Source organism: Roseivirga sp. BDSF3-8, assembly GCF_041449215.1.
In the GTDB taxonomy this organism is placed as follows: Bacteria; Bacteroidota; Bacteroidia; order Cytophagales; family Cyclobacteriaceae; genus JBGNFV01.
In genome coordinates, this window is the sequence record NZ_JBGNFV010000001.1 from 921,630 (window position 1) to 938,090 (window position 16,461).

Here is a 16,461-nt window from a genome sequence, read left to right on the forward strand (position 1 = left end):
ATAAAACAAATTAAGCCGTTTTATTTAAAGACGATTATTTTATTCGGCCAGCAGGAAAATGACGCAGAAATCATTCGTTTTTCACATAGTCGAAACAAAAATTATTTTGCCTTTTTTGGTAAAAAATCACATGAAAAAAGTGTCATTTTTACTAGCGGAGAAATCTAAAAATTAGATAGAATTTACTTCAATCAGGTGGGTTAGAAATAGAAGCAACGTGCAATGTAAAGATTAAAATCTACAATTCATATCCCCCGAACCAGGGGAGGCCACCAATAGCCTTACCCCGCATGGATAATTCTGAATTCGATGCGCCGATTAAGCTTTCTATTTTCTTCTGTGTCATTTGGCGCGACCGGGGAACCAGACCCAAAGCCTTCGTAGGAGAGCCTTGTGGCAGTCACACCGTTTTCTAAAAGATAGGTGTATACACTTTTTGCCCTCCTGGAGGATAGGTCTTTATTATAGGCGCTACTGCCTGTATTATCCGTATGTCCTTCAATCCTTATTTTGATCTCAGGATTATTATCGAGAAACTGAATGACTTTATTCAACTCCACGATACTCTTTGTCACGAGTTTATCACTATCCACTTCAAAAAAGATATTGCTCAGGGTAGTTACAGCGTTTTCACGGATTGGATCGAGGTAGATGTCTTTGACAGCCCCTCCGGAATTTAGTGTAGAATCGGGGCTGAAGTAGCTGGTTTTGAAAAGGTAGCCTGGGCTATTTACATACAACGCATATTCCGTATTCGTATTAAGGACGGTATAATACTCCCCGGTTATAGAATCCGACTGAAATACAGAGGCCCTTTCTTCTTTTTGGAGGTCAAAGAGCTCGATTGAAGCTTTTACGGGTTCGCCACTTTCCTTATCGAGAATCCTGCCGGTGAGGAAGTTACTCTTTATATCAGGTTTGATGGTAGATGGAACACGAAAGGTGAAAATACCACTGGCCGTAAGCCCGTTAGGCAAAACTTTATCCACACTATAATAAGCGTTGTCTCCGGAAGCAGAAATAAACAATGACGTCTGGTCTCCTACATTATTAAGGGGGTAGCCCAGGTTTTCCGGGACAGACCAGCCGTCTGAGGTTTTATCGCTCACATAAATATCAAAGCCTCCCATGCCTGGGTAGCCTTTACTGCTGAAATAAAGGCTTCTGCCATTCACATGAATAAAAGGGGACACCTCATCTTTATTGGTATTGACACCGTCACCTAAATTTTTAGCTCCCTGCCATTCACCTTTATCGTTTTGCCAAGCTACATATATGTCTCTGCCTCCGAATCCATCTGGGCGTTCGCTAATAAAGTATAATGTGCGCCCGTCAGCTGACAAAGATGGCTGTGACTCCCAGCCGGATGTGTTGATGGCGGGCCCAAGGTTCTCGGGAACACTCCATTCATTTCCCCGCTTCCTAGTTATATAAAGGTCACAACTACCATATCCTTTCGGGTCCATGCAGGTGGTAAAAATGAGGGTACGACCATCAGCAGATATAGTACAGGTACCTTCGTTCATCTCAGTATTTATATTGGTACTCAGCAATCCTGATTTTTGCCATTGCCCATTTTCCTTTCTACTGATATAAAGATCTTCATCATGCATATCCATAAAGCCCTGCCTTGCTGTATATATCAGCGTATTTTCATCTACGGTAAGGACCGGAAAATACTGAAGAGGATAGGCATTAACGGTGGTAGGGAGGGGGACTGGCTCTATGGGCAGGGGGTTTTTAGCTGCCTCTATGGCGAAGGTTAGATTTTCTTTGAGGGCAGAGGCGTCCTTTAATGACTGGCCTGTTGGTGTGAAAGAAAGATACTTATCTACATTTTCAAGGCCTTGCTGATACTTGCCTGCCTGCATTTGCATTTTAGCAACTACCAGGTAAAGGGGCTTCAACTGCGGCATGCCGGGATCGTTTGACAGGGCCAACTCATTATAATAAAGTTCACGCTCAGTATTCCGGTAGAGGTTGAAGATACTGGCGAGGCTTAAATAAGCTTCGACAAACGCCGGATCTTTCTGAGTGGCCTGGTTGAGAAGGGAGATTGCCTGATCGAAGTTTCTAAGCTGAGCGGCTTTAAGTCCTTCTTTGTAGAGCTTTTCAGCCTTTCTTGAATCTGTATGAAGCTCCTGTCCATAGGATAACTGCCCGAAAAACACACATAGAGTAAGGAGTAGTACGGACGTTAGCCTCATAGAATCAGGGTATATTCATGAATTTGTGGGTCTGTAAAGAGACATTCCATTCGGGGTTTTCCTTTACGTACTCCACTATTAAAGGTAACATTTCAGCGGACTTTTCCCACTCGGGCTGTAAAAATAGCTGGCAATCCGGGTTTACCAGATCACAGTGTTTTTCCGCCCATTTGAAGTCGCTCTTATTATAGATGACGACCTTGAGTTCATGGGCCTGCTGACAAACCTCTTGCAGAGGTTCCTTGAATTTTTTGGGACTAAGGCAAATCCAATCCCACTGACCGCTAAGAGGATGGGCTCCGGAAGTTTCAATATGAGTCCTGAAGCCTTGGTCTTTTAATGAACGAGTGAGCTGGTCACAATCATGCATAAGGGGCTCCCCTCCTGTGACAACGGCAAGCCGACCCGGAAATTCGGCTGCCTGCGCTACTATTTGACTAACAGGAAAGGAGGGCCAGCGTGATGCGTCCCAGGAATCTTTAACATCGCACCAATGACAGCCGACATCGCACCCACCGAGCCTAATAAAATAGGCTGCTTTACCGGTGTGGGATCCTTCGCCCTGAAGGGTATAGAAGGCTTCCATAACTGGCAGGGTTTTGATTTTTTCGGCTGTAATAACAGACATTCAGGAATAAATTTTACGCTGTGCGGCCAGCAGTGTATTATACAGAAGGGAAGCTCTGGTCATGGGGCCTACACCTCCGGGTACCGGGGTGATAAAAGAGGCTTTCTGCTCCACTTCTTCAAATTTAACATCTCCTACCAACCTGAATCCAGACTTTTTAGTTTCATCAGGTATTCTGGTGATACCTACATCGATAACCACAGCCCCCTCTTTGACCATATCGGCTGTCACAAACTCCGGCTTACCCAGGGCGGCGATAATGATATCGGCACGGCGAACTTCTGCTGCCAGATCTGCGGTACGGCTATGGCACAGGGTAACGGTTGCATTACCGGGGTTGCCTTTGCGGGCCATCAGTATACTTACCGGTGAGCCGACAATATCACTTCGCCCAATAACAACGCAGTGCTTACCTGAAGTCTCTACATTGTACCTCTTCAGTAGTTCAAGAATACCAAAGGGGGTAGCAGATATGTAGGCCGGCAGGTTCTTTGCCATACGCCCTACATTTACGGGGTGAAAGCCATCCACATCCTTTTCAGGTCTGATCTGCTCGGTTACCTTTTCTACGGAAATGTGATCGGGCAGAGGTAGTTGGACAATAAGACCGTCAATATCTGGGTCGTCATTCAGTGCCTGTACTTCTTTTAACAGGTCTTCTTCTGAGATGGTGGCATCAAACCTGCGGAGGGTGGACTTGAACCCTACTTCATTGCAGTCTCTTACTTTACCATTTACATAGGTTTCACTGGCCCCATCTTCTCCGACGAGCACGGCAGCGAGGTGCGGAATCTTCCCCCCCTGATGAACAATGGTTTGAACTTCGGCTTTAATCTCGTCGCGAATGGTGCGGCTGGTTGTTTTACCATCTAATCTGGTAGCCATATTGTAAATAGTAGGGTTTGGTATTAACTATCAAGTTTAAGCACGGCCATGAAGGCTTCCTGTGGAATTTCCACATTACCTACCTGGCGCATTCTTTTCTTTCCTTTCTTCTGCTTTTCAAGGAGCTTACGCTTACGTGTAATATCTCCTCCGTAACACTTTGCCAGTACGTTCTTTCTCAAGGCCTTAACCGTTTCTCTGGCGATGACCTTTGTGCCTATAGAGGCCTGAATAGCTATCTCGAACATCTGTCTGGGCAGCAGTTCACGCAACTTTTCGCAGAGTCTCTTACCCCATTCATAGGCTTTATCCCGGTGTACTATGGCAGAAAGCGCATCGACACGATCACCGTTAAGCATGATATCGAGCTTCACCATATTTGAGGTACGGAAACCGATGAGTTCATAATCAAGAGAAGCGTAACCCCGAGAGATGGTTTTAAGCTTATCGAAGAAGTCAAATACGATCTCTCCCAATGGTAGCTCGAAGCTCAGCTCCACCCTATCCTGGGTGAGGTATACCTGGTTTTTGATAATCCCGCGCTTGTCCATACACAGGGCTATGATCGGACCAATGTATTCAGACTTGGAAATGATCTGTGCCCGGATAAAGGGTTCTTCGATATGATCGGTGAAGGTGGGATCGGGCATCTCAGAAGGAGCGCTTACTTTCATGATCTCACCATCCTTCATATGGGCATTGAACTGCACGGAAGGGACGGTAGTAATCACCGTCATGTCGAACTCACGCTCGAGACGCTCCTGGATGATCTCCATGTGGAGCATACCGAGGAATCCGCATCTGAATCCGAAACCAAGTGCCGCGGAGGTCTCCGGCTCCCATACGAGGGATGCATCGTTAAGCTGAAGCTTTTCCATAGAAGCCCTCAAGTCTTCGTATTCGGTGGTCTCTACAGGATAAATACCGGCAAAAACCATCGGTTTTACGTTCTCAAAACCCTTCAGGGCTTTGGAAGGCTTTTCCACGTGGGTGATGGTGTCCCCTACCTTAACCTCACTAGCTACTTTGATACCGGAGATAAGGTAGCCTACGTTACCTGCGCTGATAGATTTTTGTGGATCCTGCTTAAGCTTTAAAATACCGATCTCATCCGCCTCGTAAGTGCGGCCGGTATTTACAAACTTTACCTTATCTCCCTTATTAATCGTACCATTAAATACGCGGAAAATTACTTCCACCCCACGGAAGGGGTTGTAGACGGAGTCGAATATCATGGCCTGCAGAGGCTGGGAGGGATCTCCCTCGGGGGCATTAATGCGGGTGATTATTGCCTCCAGAATTTCGGTGATGCCTATCCCCTCTTTAGCACTGGCGCGAATGATGTCGGAGTGGTCACAGCCAAGCAGATCAACCACCTGGTCGGACACCTCATCGGGAGTGGCTCCGGGAAGGTCGATCTTATTAAGCACGGGTATGATCTCAAGATCATGCTCCAGAGCCAGGTAGAGATTAGATATTGTCTGAGCCTCTATACCCTGAGAGGCATCTACTATAAGCAGCGCCCCTTCACAGGCAGCGATAGACCTGGAGACTTCGTAACTAAAATCAACGTGACCGGGAGTGTCAATAAGGTTTAGGACGTATTCTTCGTCCTGAAAGGTATATTTCATCTGGATTGCATGGCTCTTAATGGTAATGCCACGCTCTCTTTCGAGATCCATACTATCTAGTAATTGCTCCTGCATCTCACGGTCGGCAACGGTTTTAGTTGCCTGTAACAACCTGTCAGCCAGGGTACTTTTGCCGTGATCAATATGGGCAATGATGCAAAAATTGCGAATGTTCTTCATGTACTGTTGCAAAAGAGGCACAAAAATAGACAATATCCATCACTAATATAAACTGCAGGAGCTCTTTGTAATGAATAGGTGGTTAAATAACAAGCCTGAGCAGGAATCATTCCCATTAGGGAGGTAAAAAAAGAGGAGTTAAAACACTGGTCAGGTGGTTAAAGGAAATATTAAATTAACATGATGCTCCCAGCCATACTTTTTGATAAGGATATTATTTGTAGCATATTTACGATAAAAAATAAACGAGATGGTACCGGCAGAACACAAGAAAAAAGAAAATATTTCTGAATATGTACTGTATTTGCTCCATGCTCAGGATGTGATCAGAGAAGCAGGTTTTGACTCTGGAAAGATTAAGCAGTATGTAGAGGAGCATGTGCCGAAGGAAGACGGAGATAAGGATGCTATCCTCTCCTGGTACCAAAACATAGCCTCTCAAATGAAAGAGGAGGGCAAGGAAAAAGAAGGCTTCATTCAACTACTGAAGGAGCACATGGATTCGCTTGCTGACCTTAATAAAGAGCTCCTGCGCTCTGATCAGGAATACCGCCGTAACTTTGACCAGGCAAAGTTGCATATAAACCGCCGGTTGAATGAAATGAATGGAGAAGTGCGGAATCCTGTGGAGGTTTGTGTAGTAAGCGTTTATGAAGTCAATAAGATGAGGCACCAGGGACAGCAGCCGGAGGAGGAACTGGCGTCAGCTGTATTTGCTTTCCAAAACCTGCTGTCTTATCTGAGTTACCGCTACCGTCAGCGAAATAAATCGTAATACCCGGATTATTTTCGGTATAACCTGGCCAGGTATTGGTCATTTTCCTCAAAAAAAAGGATATCGCATTCAAGGCCGGCCTGGGCAGCATGTTGTTCGAGCGTGGCAGTGTCTGCGTATAACCAGGAAAACCACTCGCCCTTTATTCCATCGTACAGATAGCGATAAGACAACTCACCATAATAACCTTGTGGTCTTGGTACGCCTTCGTCCTCATAGAGGTAATTAATATCACTACTATCAATAAGGATCTGCCCTCCATGAGCTAAAAGAATGGAGGCCTGCTGTAAGAACTGCGGCAGATTAGTCAGGGTGCCTGCCATGCCGAGGCCATTCATAAGTATGAGAAGGGTGTCATATGTCTCTTTACGGCTCAAACGATAAAAGTCCTGGTTAAGGATTTTGTGCACACCATGCTTCTTTATCACACTGCATGCTAATGCTGAGCTTTCGAGGGAGGTCACATCGTTTCCGGCATTCTGCAGGATGATGGAATGTATGCCTGTCCCTGCTCCTACATCCAAAATATGTCCCTGGCAAAACTGCAGGGCTACTTTTTCGATATCGGGCAGGCCATCATATTCGCGAAAAAAATGGCTGACGGGCATTTCTTCGGTGGTACCATAGCTGGTTTCAATCCATAAGTCCTTTTCGTTGCCTTCCTGGTAATCCAGCAGGGCTTGTCCATACAGGTCCTTCATTAGCTGGAATGGTCCGTTACGATTACCCACTGTCCATCGATGTAATGCCAAAGCAAGGTGAAATGTCCGCCGACATCTTCGGACTCTTCACGATCCAGGTGCCATTTTCCAAGTACAAAAAATGATTCAGGGCCGGTTTGCTCTGCATCCACTACATCAAAGGTAAGGGTGCCCATCGCCTCGCGATCCGGGTAGTTCTTTACGTAATTATCGAACGTCTTTTGCCAACCATAGGTTATACCTGACTGTCCTACAAACTTGAGGGAGTCTGACTTCCAATAACTATCCATGAAACACTCGAGGTCACCGGCTGTCCAGCAGGCTGCCTGCCGATCGAGAATCGCCCGTATTTCTGTTTCGGCATCGGTCTGAGCACCGGCGAAATGGCAAAGGGTGAACAAAAAGGCGAACAGAGTGATCTTTTTTATACTTTCGCTCATAGTGAGTGGCTTTATTGCAAAACTACACCAATGTATCCTTTATGCGCAAGACTGACTACCTTTCTTTATCCCGCCAGCTATGCAGGGCCGTTAAAAATGCTCTTGTAAAAGATATTCGCCAATATGGGCTGAGGGGACTCAGGTCTGATAACCCGGAGAACACTAAGGCTACACATGCTGTAGACAGGATTGCTTATGAGGAGTTGCTATCTATACTGGAAGGTGTACCGGGGAGGGTATATATGGAGGGGTTTACCTTTCCTGATGTCAAAAACTCTGAATTTACCGTCTTCATAGACCCTGTCGATGGTTCTGCGAACTGGGACCGTGGTATTGGAGATCCGTGCTTTTGCCTGGCAATTACGGAAAAAGAAGGAAGTCTGGTATTCGGAGACCTGAGCTTTGCGTATGTGGAAGGGCTACGCAGCGGAGACAGGTACTATACGGCGGGAAACCGATCTTATTTTCATCATGCACTTACAGACCGGGATACCCCATTAAAAACCAGCCCGATCGAGGAGATGAAGAATGCCATGGCCTATATTAAGCCGGGATATTCTGGGGCTGGTCCGCTTTTTACTCGTTTTCTGCCTCATTTTTTCAAGGTAAGAGACATTCGGGCGATCGATAATTCGGGTATGGAGATATGTGAATTAGCACGGGGAGCCACGGATATTCTGGTGGAGGCGAGAGAGCTATCGGATTTCTATAATTTGCTGGCTTTCCCGATACTACATAAAGCAGGGGGCGTGGCTAAAACGCTTGACGGCCTGAACCTGGCCGATACGGTCATCTCAACGGAAGGTCAATACGATTACCTGGCCACGGCAAATGAGTCCCTGATGAAGGAGGTGATGGGGCTATACCATCAATTTCTACAAAAGGGAGAGCATGAACTCGGTAATGGAAGGTTCTTTCTTAAATAAATAACCCACCATTCTTTAGCAGGCATCGTGTATTCGGAGTTCCGGTTACGAAAAAATGGAAATATGTCTTGCCGTACTTTCTGATTATAGGCTGTGTCTATAGAAATCGTTTATTTCTGCAGATAAGCCGCTCAAATCTTTGGCATTCCATTATCTTTTTTGTAGTCCTGTGGGAGTGACTGATAATTTAAATATTATACAAAAATTGGAATTTTTTTTACTTAAAAAATGCAATGTGCTTTCTGTCAATTATATAATTTTCAGAAATAGCTTTGTCTTTCCCGGAACTTAATTGAGAGACAAAATTCAATTTGATAATACCCAAAAATTCCCTTACCATTGCACCTGAAAAAACTGACCAAATAACCTGTGAAAAGAATAAAACAAACCGTTTCGGCACTAGCGGTCACTGCCTGTGCTATTTTCACCTCACTCAATACAAATGCTGCAGGCACGCAACAAGGCGGTCCCTGCGTATGTCCTCAGGTATATGCCCCCGTATGTACGTATGATGGCAAAGAATTCAGTAATGCCTGCATTGCCGAATGTAATGGTTATACAGCAGACGAATATGAGTCTTGCGGACTAATCATTTAATAATCTCAGAATAATAAACTGAACTTTATTATAATTTCTTTAAACCTGTGAAATGGCACAGGACAGGTTTTCTGTGTCCTTTTACTTATTTATTAATTTCACTAATTATTTAATTCTATTATGAAAAAGGTAAAACTAGTTCTATCACTATTCGCACTTGTAGCACTTGCTGCTATCTCTACTCAGTCTTTCGCGGTAGAAACTGAATCTGCTGGTGACTGTGTATGTCCTGCTGTTTATGACCCTGTATGCACGTATGATGGCAAAGAGTTCTCTAACTCTTGCTTTGCTGAGTGTGCCGGTTACAAGAAAAATGAGTATGAGTCTTGCGGTGCTGCTACTTCTATGGCAGAAACTACTACTGTAGAGATCGAAGAAGCTGCAGCTGATTGTGTATGCCCTGCAGTATACGATCCAGTTTGTACTTACGACGGAAAAGAGTATTCTAACTCTTGCTTCGCTGAGTGCGACGGATACAAGAAGAACGAATATGAGTCTTGTACTTCTACAATGTAAGAACTTCTTATAGCAAACAACTATCAATACGATTATGAAATCAGTAAAACTATTCCTTTCGCTTTTTGCACTGGTAGCTATGACAGCTATCTCTACACAGTCTTTCTCTGTAGATAAAGCTGAAGCTGTTAAGGGCTGCGTATGCCCTGCAGTTTATGACCCTGTATGCACGTATGACGGCAAAGAGTTCTCTAACTCTTGCTTCGCTGAGTGCGCAGGATACAAGAAGAATGAGTATGAGTCTTGCGGATTAGCTCTTCAGGCTGCTTTAAGCCAGAAGCAAGCTGCTGTATGGCCTCCTTATGCTTGTCCTGATGTATATGACCCTGTTTGCACATATGACGGCAAGCAGTTCGGTAATAGCTGTTATGCAGGTCTCGCAGGATACACTTCTGATGAGTACTATAGCTGCGGTGTTTCTGTATACTAAGTAATACAGTAATCCATTACTAAAAAGGCCGCCCGGAAGGGTGGCCTTTTTTAATTGGAGAATTTTGAATGAGAGAAGGGTGAAGAGTAATTGAATAATAGAATTACTGAGTTATTGAATAACCGATGCTGGCACTAAACCGTAGAGGCGCGATTCATCGGGACTTGTTCCGGCTAGCATTAGGATAAGAGGGGATCACAGAGTGTTGAGTGTTAAGTTGTAAGTTATTAGTGGTGAGATTTTAGTTGTGGGGCTGAATTATAGCGTTACAGAGCCATGGAATGACCAAATGATGTAAGCAAAGGAAGGGTGCTGGGCGGAAGGTAATGCTCCTCATTTATTAGACGACCAGTTGGTTAGTCTTAGTTGAATTAGGCTGCCAGTGTGAACAACCCGACAGGTCGCCGTGGTTAACTATAGAGTATTTCAAATGCGCTCTGATACCCATTCACTTCCTGAGCATAATCGACAAACCTGCTGTAGAAATCATGAGTGCCGAGTGTCGCGCTGTCTCCGAGGACTACGAGGCGCTGCTTTGCGCGAGTGAGGGCTACGTTCATCCTGCGGATATCTGATAAAAACCCTATGATGCCCTTCTCATTACTGCGTACCAAGCTGATATAAATGATATCGCGCTCCTGCCCCTGAAAGGCATCTACGGTATCTATGGATAGTATCGGGGTGTACTGTCTGAACTCTTCATCGGCAGCAGCCTTGTCCCTCAGTAAATTCACCTGTGCTTTGTAGGGGGCTATGACGGCAATGGTAAGGCCTTGCTCCACGACTTGCTCCCCTCCCAGTGCCTGCAGGCTTTCTTTTAAATGCCTGAGCAGCAGGTCAGCCTCTTCGGTGTTGTATGTACTAAGGGTTTCTTTGTCTACCTGCTCAGTATATCCGCATCCGGCGGTATCTATATAAAGCAAGGCGCGGTCATACCCGGGCAGGAGGCTTTGGGCTACAGAAGGGTGGGCGCGCAGCCGGTTCTCGTAGAACCATGAGGAGCTAAAGTTCATGATGTCGCGGTGCATCCTGTACTGAATGGTAAGCATGACATCTGCCTCCTGTCTGCTTATGGCTTTTTCGAAGAGCGTCTCACTGAGTCCGTCTCTGGCCGCCTCTATGCTGCGGACAGTGGGAGGCAACTGGCAGTGGTCACCGGCAAAAATGACACGGTGCGCCTTTAATATGGGAATCCAGCAGGCAGGCTCTATGGCCTGGGCGGCCTCATCAATAAACACGGTACCAAAGGTACGGCCGCGAAGCAGTTCATGGGAGGCACCTACCAAGGTGCATAATACCACCTGTACCTGCTCCATAAGGTCATTGACAATATAGTGCTCGAGCATGTCGGCCTCTCCACGCATGCGGTGGCTTTCCCGAATAAGCAGTTTACGTTGTTCCTTTTCAGCCTTACCGTATTTTCGCTTGTACTTATAGGCCATGTTACGCATTTCATCAGCCCGCTTCCTTACGGTCTTGAGATCTTTGAAGCTGTCATGACTGGCAATGCGGGCATCGAGGGTATTGCTTATGACAGGGGCGGTGACACGGGCGGGGTGACCTATACGAAGTACATTGAGGCCTATAGAAGCAAGTTTTTCAGCGAGCAGGTCGACAGCGGCATTGCTTGGCGCACTTACGAGTACTTGTTTTTCCACCTTTACGGTATGGTATATGGCTTGTACGATGGTAGTGGTCTTGCCGGTACCGGGTGGGCCATGAATAATGGCCAGGTCTTCGGCATCCATAACCTTTTGCAGGGCCTTATTCTGGCTTTCGTTGAGAGAGTCTGAGCTAAAGTCACCACGGGAAGTAAAGGAGGGCTGCAGGTGACCGTAGAGTATTTCGCGAAGCTGAAAGGAGCGGCCTTTTTCCAGCTTCATCAGATCACTGAGGGCCCGGTCCATCTCTCTGAAACTTGCCTCATCAAACAGCATATCGACGCCGAGTTTACCATCATCGATCCAGTCGGGCAGATCGTCTGTATTGAGTACAAGGGTCATTTTCTCATTTCGTATGGCACTGACTACGCCACTGAGGCTTTGCTTGCGCCCGTCTCCGGCACCGCTGTTGACGAAGAGGGACACCACTTTACCAGGCTGAAAAACATGGGGCTGGCCTATATCACGAGTGCGCACCAATTCAACGAACAGGCGCTCGCCCGTACCAAGGTATTGCTTATTAAGGTCTACGGGATACCAGGTGAGGCCTTCCCTCCGCCTGTCTGAGAGGGAGCTGCGTATGATCTTGTTCTGGTAATAGTGCTGTTCTTCATCGCGCTCAAGCCGGATGAGTCGCTGCACTTTGCGTATTTCTTCGGTGCTTTTACTCATGAGGATGTAAAACTAGGCTTTAAAAGTTAACGGGTAATGATATATTGGGTTAAAAATGAGCTCGCGGAATCTATGAATTTTTTAGGCCATGTATTTTTATCTGGGGACAACCCGGATCTGCTATTTGGCAATTATATCGGGGACTTTGTAAAAGGAAGTAAACATGAGGCCTTGCCTGACAGTATCCAGAAGGGGGTGCTCCTGCACAGGGAGATTGATGCATATACTGATAGCCATGCGGTGGTAGCAGAAAGTAAGGACAGGCTGCGAAGCCGCTACCGCCACTATGCGGGGGTAATTGTAGACCTTTACTATGACCATTTTCTGGCAAGCCTGTGGGGCACTTACCACTCTAAGCCGCTAAAGCCATTTACGGAAGGGGTATATGAGATTATAAGAAAAAGGAGCGACCACTTACCACAAAGGGCGCAGCGAACTTTCTATTATATGTCACAGGGCAACTGGATGTATCACTATCGTGAGGTAGAGGGGATAGAACAGGCGCTATCTGGCATGGCCCGGCGAACGACGTTTGACAGTGGCATGGAAAAAGCGGGGTTTGAGCTACGTAGTCATTATGCTCAATTTGAAGGGGAGTTCCGGGCTTTCCTTCCGGATATTCAAAAATTTGTAAAAGAGTGGCTGATTAATCACTGAGGGAATCCACTTTATCCAGGTCGGGGGTGCGGAAGTAGTTAAATACCTTGAGGACTATCGCAAGCCCTACTGCCGCCTCGGCTGCTGCAATAATGATGACGAAGAGGGCAAACATTTGCCCCTGAAGCTGAACGCCGTCGTACCGGCTGAAAGCAACCAGGTTAATATTGGCAGCATTGAGCATAAGCTCTATGCCAATAAGGGCCATTATGGCATTTTTACGGGTTATAACGACCGCCAGCCCAACGGATAAGAGACAGAAACTTACGATGAGGTAATGGGTAATGGGTATCATAGGGCGGGGATCAGTCAAGTTGCCGGCGTGCTACAAAGGCAGCACCTACGAGGGCTATTAATAATAGAATTCCTGCAAGCTCAAAAGGCAGGAGGTAGTCAGTCATAAGCCCGGTACCCAACCTATGGATGGTACCGCTTCCGTCAACGGTTAGTTCTTCTGACCGGCTGATCCACCCGAGGGCGTTCCAGTTCATCCTCAGAATAAACGCAAAAAGAAAGGCAAAAAGCCCTACCGATATGAGCACACCCCAGACGCGGTTATGTACGGCGGTGGTGATGGGTTTACCCTGCACTTTATTGGTGAACATGACCCCGAAAATCATGAGCACGATAACGCCTCCTACATACACCATGATCTGGGTAACGGCAATGAAGTCAGCACCGGCGAGGACATAAAGCGCGGCCACGCCCAGAAAGGTGACTACCAATGAAAAGGCCGCATAGAGGATGTTTCTGGTAAGCAGTATGACCAGGGCTGAGGCTATAGTAAGCCCGGCAAACATATAAAAGAGCCACTCAATCATCGCTTTGCTTATCCTGGTTACTATCACTATCGGGCTTACGTGGTCTGATCACGGGCCTGGGCTTTTTCTTTTCTTCTCCGGACTGGTTGCCTTGGTCCTTATCCCCGGGAGGTTCTTCCTCCGGTGAGGGGGGGGTTATTTTTGGTTTAATGACAGGTCTTCCTGGTTTTTTTGTACTACCTGAGGGGCTGTCTTCGCCTGTACCTCCCTCCCCTATGGCCTTATCCTGTGAGGTGGCGGGCTTCACGTTGGGCTTAATAACAGGCCGTGCAGGTTTCTTCGTACTGCTTTCTTCAGGCTTTTCCGGTTTGCTCTCGTCACCTTTTTTATCCTGGGAGGCTGCGGGCTTTATTTTAGGCCTGATCACAGGGCGTTTGGCAGCAGGCTTTGGGTGGTCACTTTTCGGTGAGGCATCTCTCTCTTCATCTTCTGACGGCTTGCGTGGCTTCACGTTAGGTTTTACCACGGGGCGAGCCGGTTTGGAAGGTTCAGGCGCTCCTTCCCTACTCTCCTTTCCTTCTTCCGAAGCTGGTATTATCTTAGGCTTTATTACAGGCCGAGCCTTTTTATCGTCGGCACCCGCTTTGGGTGTGGTCTTAGGTTTTATTTTCGGCCTTACAACCGGGGGGGCTGATTGCTTTGGCTTACTGTCTTGGCTGTCTTTATTACTATCTTCTTCTGACGCTGCCGCTGGTTTGACCTTTGGTTTTATCTTCGGGCGAAAAGCGGGCTTAGGCTTTTCTTTCGCTTTATCTGCCGGCTGTCCGGTATCTTCCGCGGGGCTAGTGGCGGAGGGCTTTACTTTGGGGCGAAACTTAGGCTTTGGCTTGGGCTCACCTGGCTCTTCCTGTGCTTGGGTACCGGTGGCCTTAGGCTTTACCCTGGGCTTAAATGCCGGCTTACTGCCTTGCTCACGACCTTCCCGGGCGGGTTTTGCGGCCTCTGGCTTTACGCGTGCGGCAGGTTTAGCCGTACCAGAGGCGCTTCCGGCTTTGGCTGTTTTGGCCTTTTCTTTTTCCGCAAGAAAGTCAGCGAGCCGGGTATGGGCCACTTCTATTTCTTCCTGGCTCATTTTACCAAATGAATAGATATGGTCATCTACATCATACTCGGTAAAATCGTAGGCCTTGGTCATGGTGAGACACTCAGTGGGGCATACGGTGGTACAGAGGCCACAAAAGCAGCATTTGCCCATATCTATATCAAAGCGGGCGGCATGTATGCGCTTAACAGTACCGTCACTGGTCTTGCCGAGGTCACCTACTGCACGTATAGGATCTATCTCTATACAGTCTACGGGACATATTTTGGCGCACTTATCGCATACGATGCAGTCATCAATTTCATTGTGCAAGCGGTAGCGGCCGTTATCAGGTATGGGCAGGGATTCCTGTGGATATTGGGTAGTAAAGATACCGGTGGACTGCTCAAAGTAGTCTTCTTCCTCCACGCCTTTGGGGCTCCGGCTTTTCCTGGCCTGCAGGAGGTGCCTCCAGGAGAGTCTGAGCCCGCCGGTGAGGGTACTAATAGCCTCTCCAATGCTTTTCCAGTATCCGCTATTTGCTCCTTTCTTCTTCATATCAGATCATCCAAAGGCGCCAAACGCCGGCGGCTAATATAATTAAAATAGCAGCAGGGGTAAGGTATTTCCAGCAAAGTGACATAAGCTGGTCCACACGGAGGCGGGGATAAGTCCAGCGAATCCACATTTGAATAAGCACAGTGAGCAGGGCCTTACTGCACAGCCAGAAACCTCCCCAGGCTATGCCGGAAATGGTACCCGGGGTACCGGAGGTCCAGTAGGCGAGCTCGAGGCTCCCTATATTGGGGAGGGGGGTGTTCCAGCTTCCCCAAAAAAGAACGGCCCCGAGAAAGCTCACAAGGAGCATCATTCCATACTCACTGAGCATGACCATGGCCCATCGAAATCCGGAATATTCGGTATGAAATCCGCCTATCAGCTCTGATTCGGCCTCGGGAAGGTCAAATGGGGCCCGGTTACACTCGGCCAGGGAGGCGATGAAAAAGATGAGGGCGGCAATGAGGAGCAGGGGCATGCGCATGATGTTCCAGGTAAGTATACCGCCTACCTGGGATACATCGATGCCGGTGTGCCTGAGGCCGAATAGGTACTGAGTCTCTGATTGAGGCAGGCTATGGTACCATACGCTTTGCTGCCAGCTTATCTGCTGGAGGTCGAGGCTCTGGCATATCATGACGACGGCAAGCACGCTGAGTCCGAGGGGCACTTCATATGAGATGATCTGGGCCACGGAGCGCATGGCGCCGTAGAGGCTGAATTTGGAGTTACTACCCCATCCGGCCATAAGGATGCCCAGTACATCGAGGCTGACTATGGCGAGCAGGAAAAATACGCCTGTCTCTATGCCTGCGCCGCTCCACCCGGCGGCGAGAGGTATGACGCTGAACCCGCTAAACACGGCGGTGAAGATAAGGACGGGTGATAGCCTGAAGAGCTTTTTATCTGCTGCAGCTGGTACAATGTCTTCTTTCTGCAAAAGCTTGAGCAGGTCGGCAATGGTCTGCAGCAGCCCGTAGCGCCCGACTTCCATAGGCCCTACCCTATCCTGTATAAAGGCAGATACCTTACGCTCGGCGTAGATGGCCACTACGGCGTATAGCAACAGAAAGGGCAGAAAGAATAAAAAGGTCGTCAATAGCGTAAACCGGTTAGCTGTCGGCAGACAAAAATAAGGGCTTAGACGCTAACACC

At 47.4% G+C, this 16,461-nt stretch carries 17 protein-coding genes; 6 read left to right on the top strand and 11 right to left on the bottom strand.

From position 1 onward, the window contains the following. Positions 1-281: 281 nt before the first annotated feature. From AB9P05_RS03640 to lepA, 4 genes are read right to left on the bottom strand one after another with little or no spacing between them, the layout of a single operon-like run. Positions 282-2,207, bottom strand: coding sequence for an OmpA family protein (locus AB9P05_RS03640; protein ID WP_371907449.1), 1,926 nt, complete (start codon positions 2,205-2,207; stop codon positions 282-284). Positions 2,208-2,211: 4 nt separating this feature from the next. After that, a complete protein-coding gene (locus AB9P05_RS03645) occupies positions 2,212-2,835 on the bottom strand; it encodes a 7-carboxy-7-deazaguanine synthase QueE (protein ID WP_371907450.1) in 624 nt (207 codons plus the stop codon). Beyond that, complete coding sequence (locus tag AB9P05_RS03650; RefSeq protein ID WP_371907451.1) at positions 2,836-3,720, bottom strand: bifunctional 5,10-methylenetetrahydrofolate dehydrogenase/5,10-methenyltetrahydrofolate cyclohydrolase; 885 nt, start codon at positions 3,718-3,720, stop codon at positions 2,836-2,838. Positions 3,721-3,743: 23 nt separating this feature from the next. Next, positions 3,744-5,531, bottom strand: coding sequence for a translation elongation factor 4 (gene lepA / locus AB9P05_RS03655; RefSeq protein WP_371907452.1), 1,788 nt, complete (start codon positions 5,529-5,531; stop codon positions 3,744-3,746). A 250-nt stretch (positions 5,532-5,781) separates the two neighbouring features. Here lepA and AB9P05_RS03660 point away from each other — a divergent pair, with 250 nt between their 5' ends. Beyond that, on the top strand, positions 5,782-6,306 hold the full coding sequence (locus AB9P05_RS03660; protein ID WP_371907453.1) for a DUF4924 family protein: 525 nt from the start codon (positions 5,782-5,784) through the stop codon (positions 6,304-6,306). A gap of 8 nt (positions 6,307-6,314) precedes the next feature. Here AB9P05_RS03660 and AB9P05_RS03665 read toward each other — a convergent pair whose 3' ends face one another. Together AB9P05_RS03665 and AB9P05_RS03670 are read right to left on the bottom strand one after the other, a co-directional pair. Then, positions 6,315-7,007 (bottom strand): class I SAM-dependent methyltransferase, encoded by a 693-nt coding sequence (locus AB9P05_RS03665; protein WP_371907454.1) that lies wholly within the window; start codon positions 7,005-7,007, stop codon positions 6,315-6,317. Continuing rightward, complete coding sequence (locus AB9P05_RS03670; RefSeq protein WP_371907455.1) at positions 7,007-7,447, bottom strand: DUF4440 domain-containing protein; 441 nt, start codon at positions 7,445-7,447, stop codon at positions 7,007-7,009. Before AB9P05_RS03670 ends, AB9P05_RS03665 begins: the two co-directional genes overlap by 1 nt. 41 nt (positions 7,448-7,488) lie before the next feature. Here AB9P05_RS03670 and AB9P05_RS03675 point away from each other — a divergent pair, with 41 nt between their 5' ends. The 4 genes from AB9P05_RS03675 (at position 7,489) to AB9P05_RS03690 (ending at position 9,916) form a co-directional block, all read left to right on the top strand. Continuing rightward, on the top strand, positions 7,489-8,373 hold the full coding sequence (locus tag AB9P05_RS03675) for an inositol monophosphatase family protein (RefSeq protein WP_371907456.1): 885 nt from the start codon (positions 7,489-7,491) through the stop codon (positions 8,371-8,373). A 369-nt stretch (positions 8,374-8,742) separates the two neighbouring features. Beyond that, the gene (locus AB9P05_RS03680; RefSeq protein WP_371907457.1) at positions 8,743-8,970 is read left to right on the top strand and encodes a Kazal-type serine protease inhibitor; all 228 of its coding nucleotides are present in this window, start codon (positions 8,743-8,745) and stop codon (positions 8,968-8,970) included. Positions 8,971-9,090: 120 nt separating this feature from the next. After that, complete coding sequence (locus tag AB9P05_RS03685) at positions 9,091-9,486, top strand: Kazal-type serine protease inhibitor (protein WP_371907458.1); 396 nt, start codon at positions 9,091-9,093, stop codon at positions 9,484-9,486. A 34-nt stretch (positions 9,487-9,520) separates the two neighbouring features. After that, positions 9,521-9,916: a Kazal-type serine protease inhibitor family protein gene (locus AB9P05_RS03690; RefSeq protein ID WP_371907459.1), complete on the top strand. Its 396-nt coding sequence runs from the start codon at positions 9,521-9,523 to the stop codon at positions 9,914-9,916. A gap of 410 nt (positions 9,917-10,326) precedes the next feature. Here AB9P05_RS03690 and AB9P05_RS03695 read toward each other — a convergent pair whose 3' ends face one another. Next, entirely contained in the window at positions 10,327-12,249 is a 1,923-nt protein-coding gene (locus AB9P05_RS03695) for an AAA domain-containing protein (RefSeq protein ID WP_371907460.1), read from the bottom strand. Positions 12,250-12,321: 72 nt separating this feature from the next. Here AB9P05_RS03695 and AB9P05_RS03700 point away from each other — a divergent pair, with 72 nt between their 5' ends. Continuing rightward, on the top strand, positions 12,322-12,906 hold the full coding sequence (locus AB9P05_RS03700) for an ACP phosphodiesterase (protein ID WP_371907461.1): 585 nt from the start codon (positions 12,322-12,324) through the stop codon (positions 12,904-12,906). Here AB9P05_RS03700 and nuoK read toward each other — a convergent pair. From nuoK to AB9P05_RS03720, 4 genes are read right to left on the bottom strand one after another with little or no spacing between them, the layout of a single operon-like run. Next, positions 12,896-13,201, bottom strand: coding sequence for an NADH-quinone oxidoreductase subunit NuoK (gene nuoK / locus AB9P05_RS03705; RefSeq protein WP_371907462.1), 306 nt, complete (start codon positions 13,199-13,201; stop codon positions 12,896-12,898). The two genes, AB9P05_RS03700 and nuoK, sit on opposite strands and share 11 nt — an antisense overlap. Positions 13,202-13,211: 10 nt before the next feature. Further along, entirely contained in the window at positions 13,212-13,727 is a 516-nt protein-coding gene (locus tag AB9P05_RS03710; RefSeq protein WP_371907463.1) for an NADH-quinone oxidoreductase subunit J, read from the bottom strand. Continuing rightward, positions 13,720-15,306 carry a 4Fe-4S dicluster domain-containing protein gene (locus AB9P05_RS03715; protein WP_371907464.1) on the bottom strand — a complete coding sequence of 529 codons (1,587 nt, stop codon included), beginning with the start codon at positions 15,304-15,306 and terminating at the stop codon, positions 13,720-13,722. The genes AB9P05_RS03710 and AB9P05_RS03715 overlap by 8 nt, the downstream gene beginning before the upstream one ends. 1 nt (position 15,307) lies before the next feature. Next, a complete protein-coding gene (locus tag AB9P05_RS03720) occupies positions 15,308-16,405 on the bottom strand; it encodes an NADH-quinone oxidoreductase subunit H (RefSeq protein ID WP_371907465.1) in 1,098 nt (365 codons plus the stop codon). Between the last annotated feature and the right edge of the window lie 56 nt (positions 16,406-16,461).

Excerpts from the sequence above, each read along its gene's own strand:
- AB9P05_RS03670 (WP_371907455.1), bottom strand. The coding sequence starts at position 7,447 with ATGAGCGAAAGTATAAAAAAGATCACTCTGTTCGCCTTTTTGTTCACC.
- AB9P05_RS03640 (WP_371907449.1), bottom strand. The coding sequence starts at position 2,207 with ATGAGGCTAACGTCCGTACTACTCCTTACTCTATGTGTGTTTTTCGGG.
- nuoK (WP_371907462.1), bottom strand. The coding sequence starts at position 13,201 with ATGATACCCATTACCCATTACCTCATCGTAAGTTTCTGTCTCTTATCC.
- lepA (WP_371907452.1), bottom strand. The coding sequence starts at position 5,531 with ATGAAGAACATTCGCAATTTTTGCATCATTGCCCATATTGATCACGGC.
- AB9P05_RS03665 (WP_371907454.1), bottom strand. The coding sequence starts at position 7,007 with ATGAAGGACCTGTATGGACAAGCCCTGCTGGATTACCAGGAAGGCAAC.
- AB9P05_RS03650 (WP_371907451.1), bottom strand. The coding sequence starts at position 3,720 with ATGGCTACCAGATTAGATGGTAAAACAACCAGCCGCACCATTCGCGAC.
- AB9P05_RS03700 (WP_371907461.1), top strand. The coding sequence starts at position 12,322 with ATGAATTTTTTAGGCCATGTATTTTTATCTGGGGACAACCCGGATCTG.
- AB9P05_RS03695 (WP_371907460.1), bottom strand. The coding sequence starts at position 12,249 with ATGAGTAAAAGCACCGAAGAAATACGCAAAGTGCAGCGACTCATCCGG.
- AB9P05_RS03645 (WP_371907450.1), bottom strand. The coding sequence starts at position 2,835 with ATGTCTGTTATTACAGCCGAAAAAATCAAAACCCTGCCAGTTATGGAA.
- AB9P05_RS03660 (WP_371907453.1), top strand. The coding sequence starts at position 5,782 with ATGGTACCGGCAGAACACAAGAAAAAAGAAAATATTTCTGAATATGTA.
- AB9P05_RS03675 (WP_371907456.1), top strand. The coding sequence starts at position 7,489 with ATGCGCAAGACTGACTACCTTTCTTTATCCCGCCAGCTATGCAGGGCC.
- AB9P05_RS03715 (WP_371907464.1), bottom strand. The coding sequence starts at position 15,306 with ATGAAGAAGAAAGGAGCAAATAGCGGATACTGGAAAAGCATTGGAGAG.
- AB9P05_RS03690 (WP_371907459.1), top strand. The coding sequence starts at position 9,521 with ATGAAATCAGTAAAACTATTCCTTTCGCTTTTTGCACTGGTAGCTATG.
- AB9P05_RS03685 (WP_371907458.1), top strand. The coding sequence starts at position 9,091 with ATGAAAAAGGTAAAACTAGTTCTATCACTATTCGCACTTGTAGCACTT.
- AB9P05_RS03710 (WP_371907463.1), bottom strand. The coding sequence starts at position 13,727 with ATGATTGAGTGGCTCTTTTATATGTTTGCCGGGCTTACTATAGCCTCA.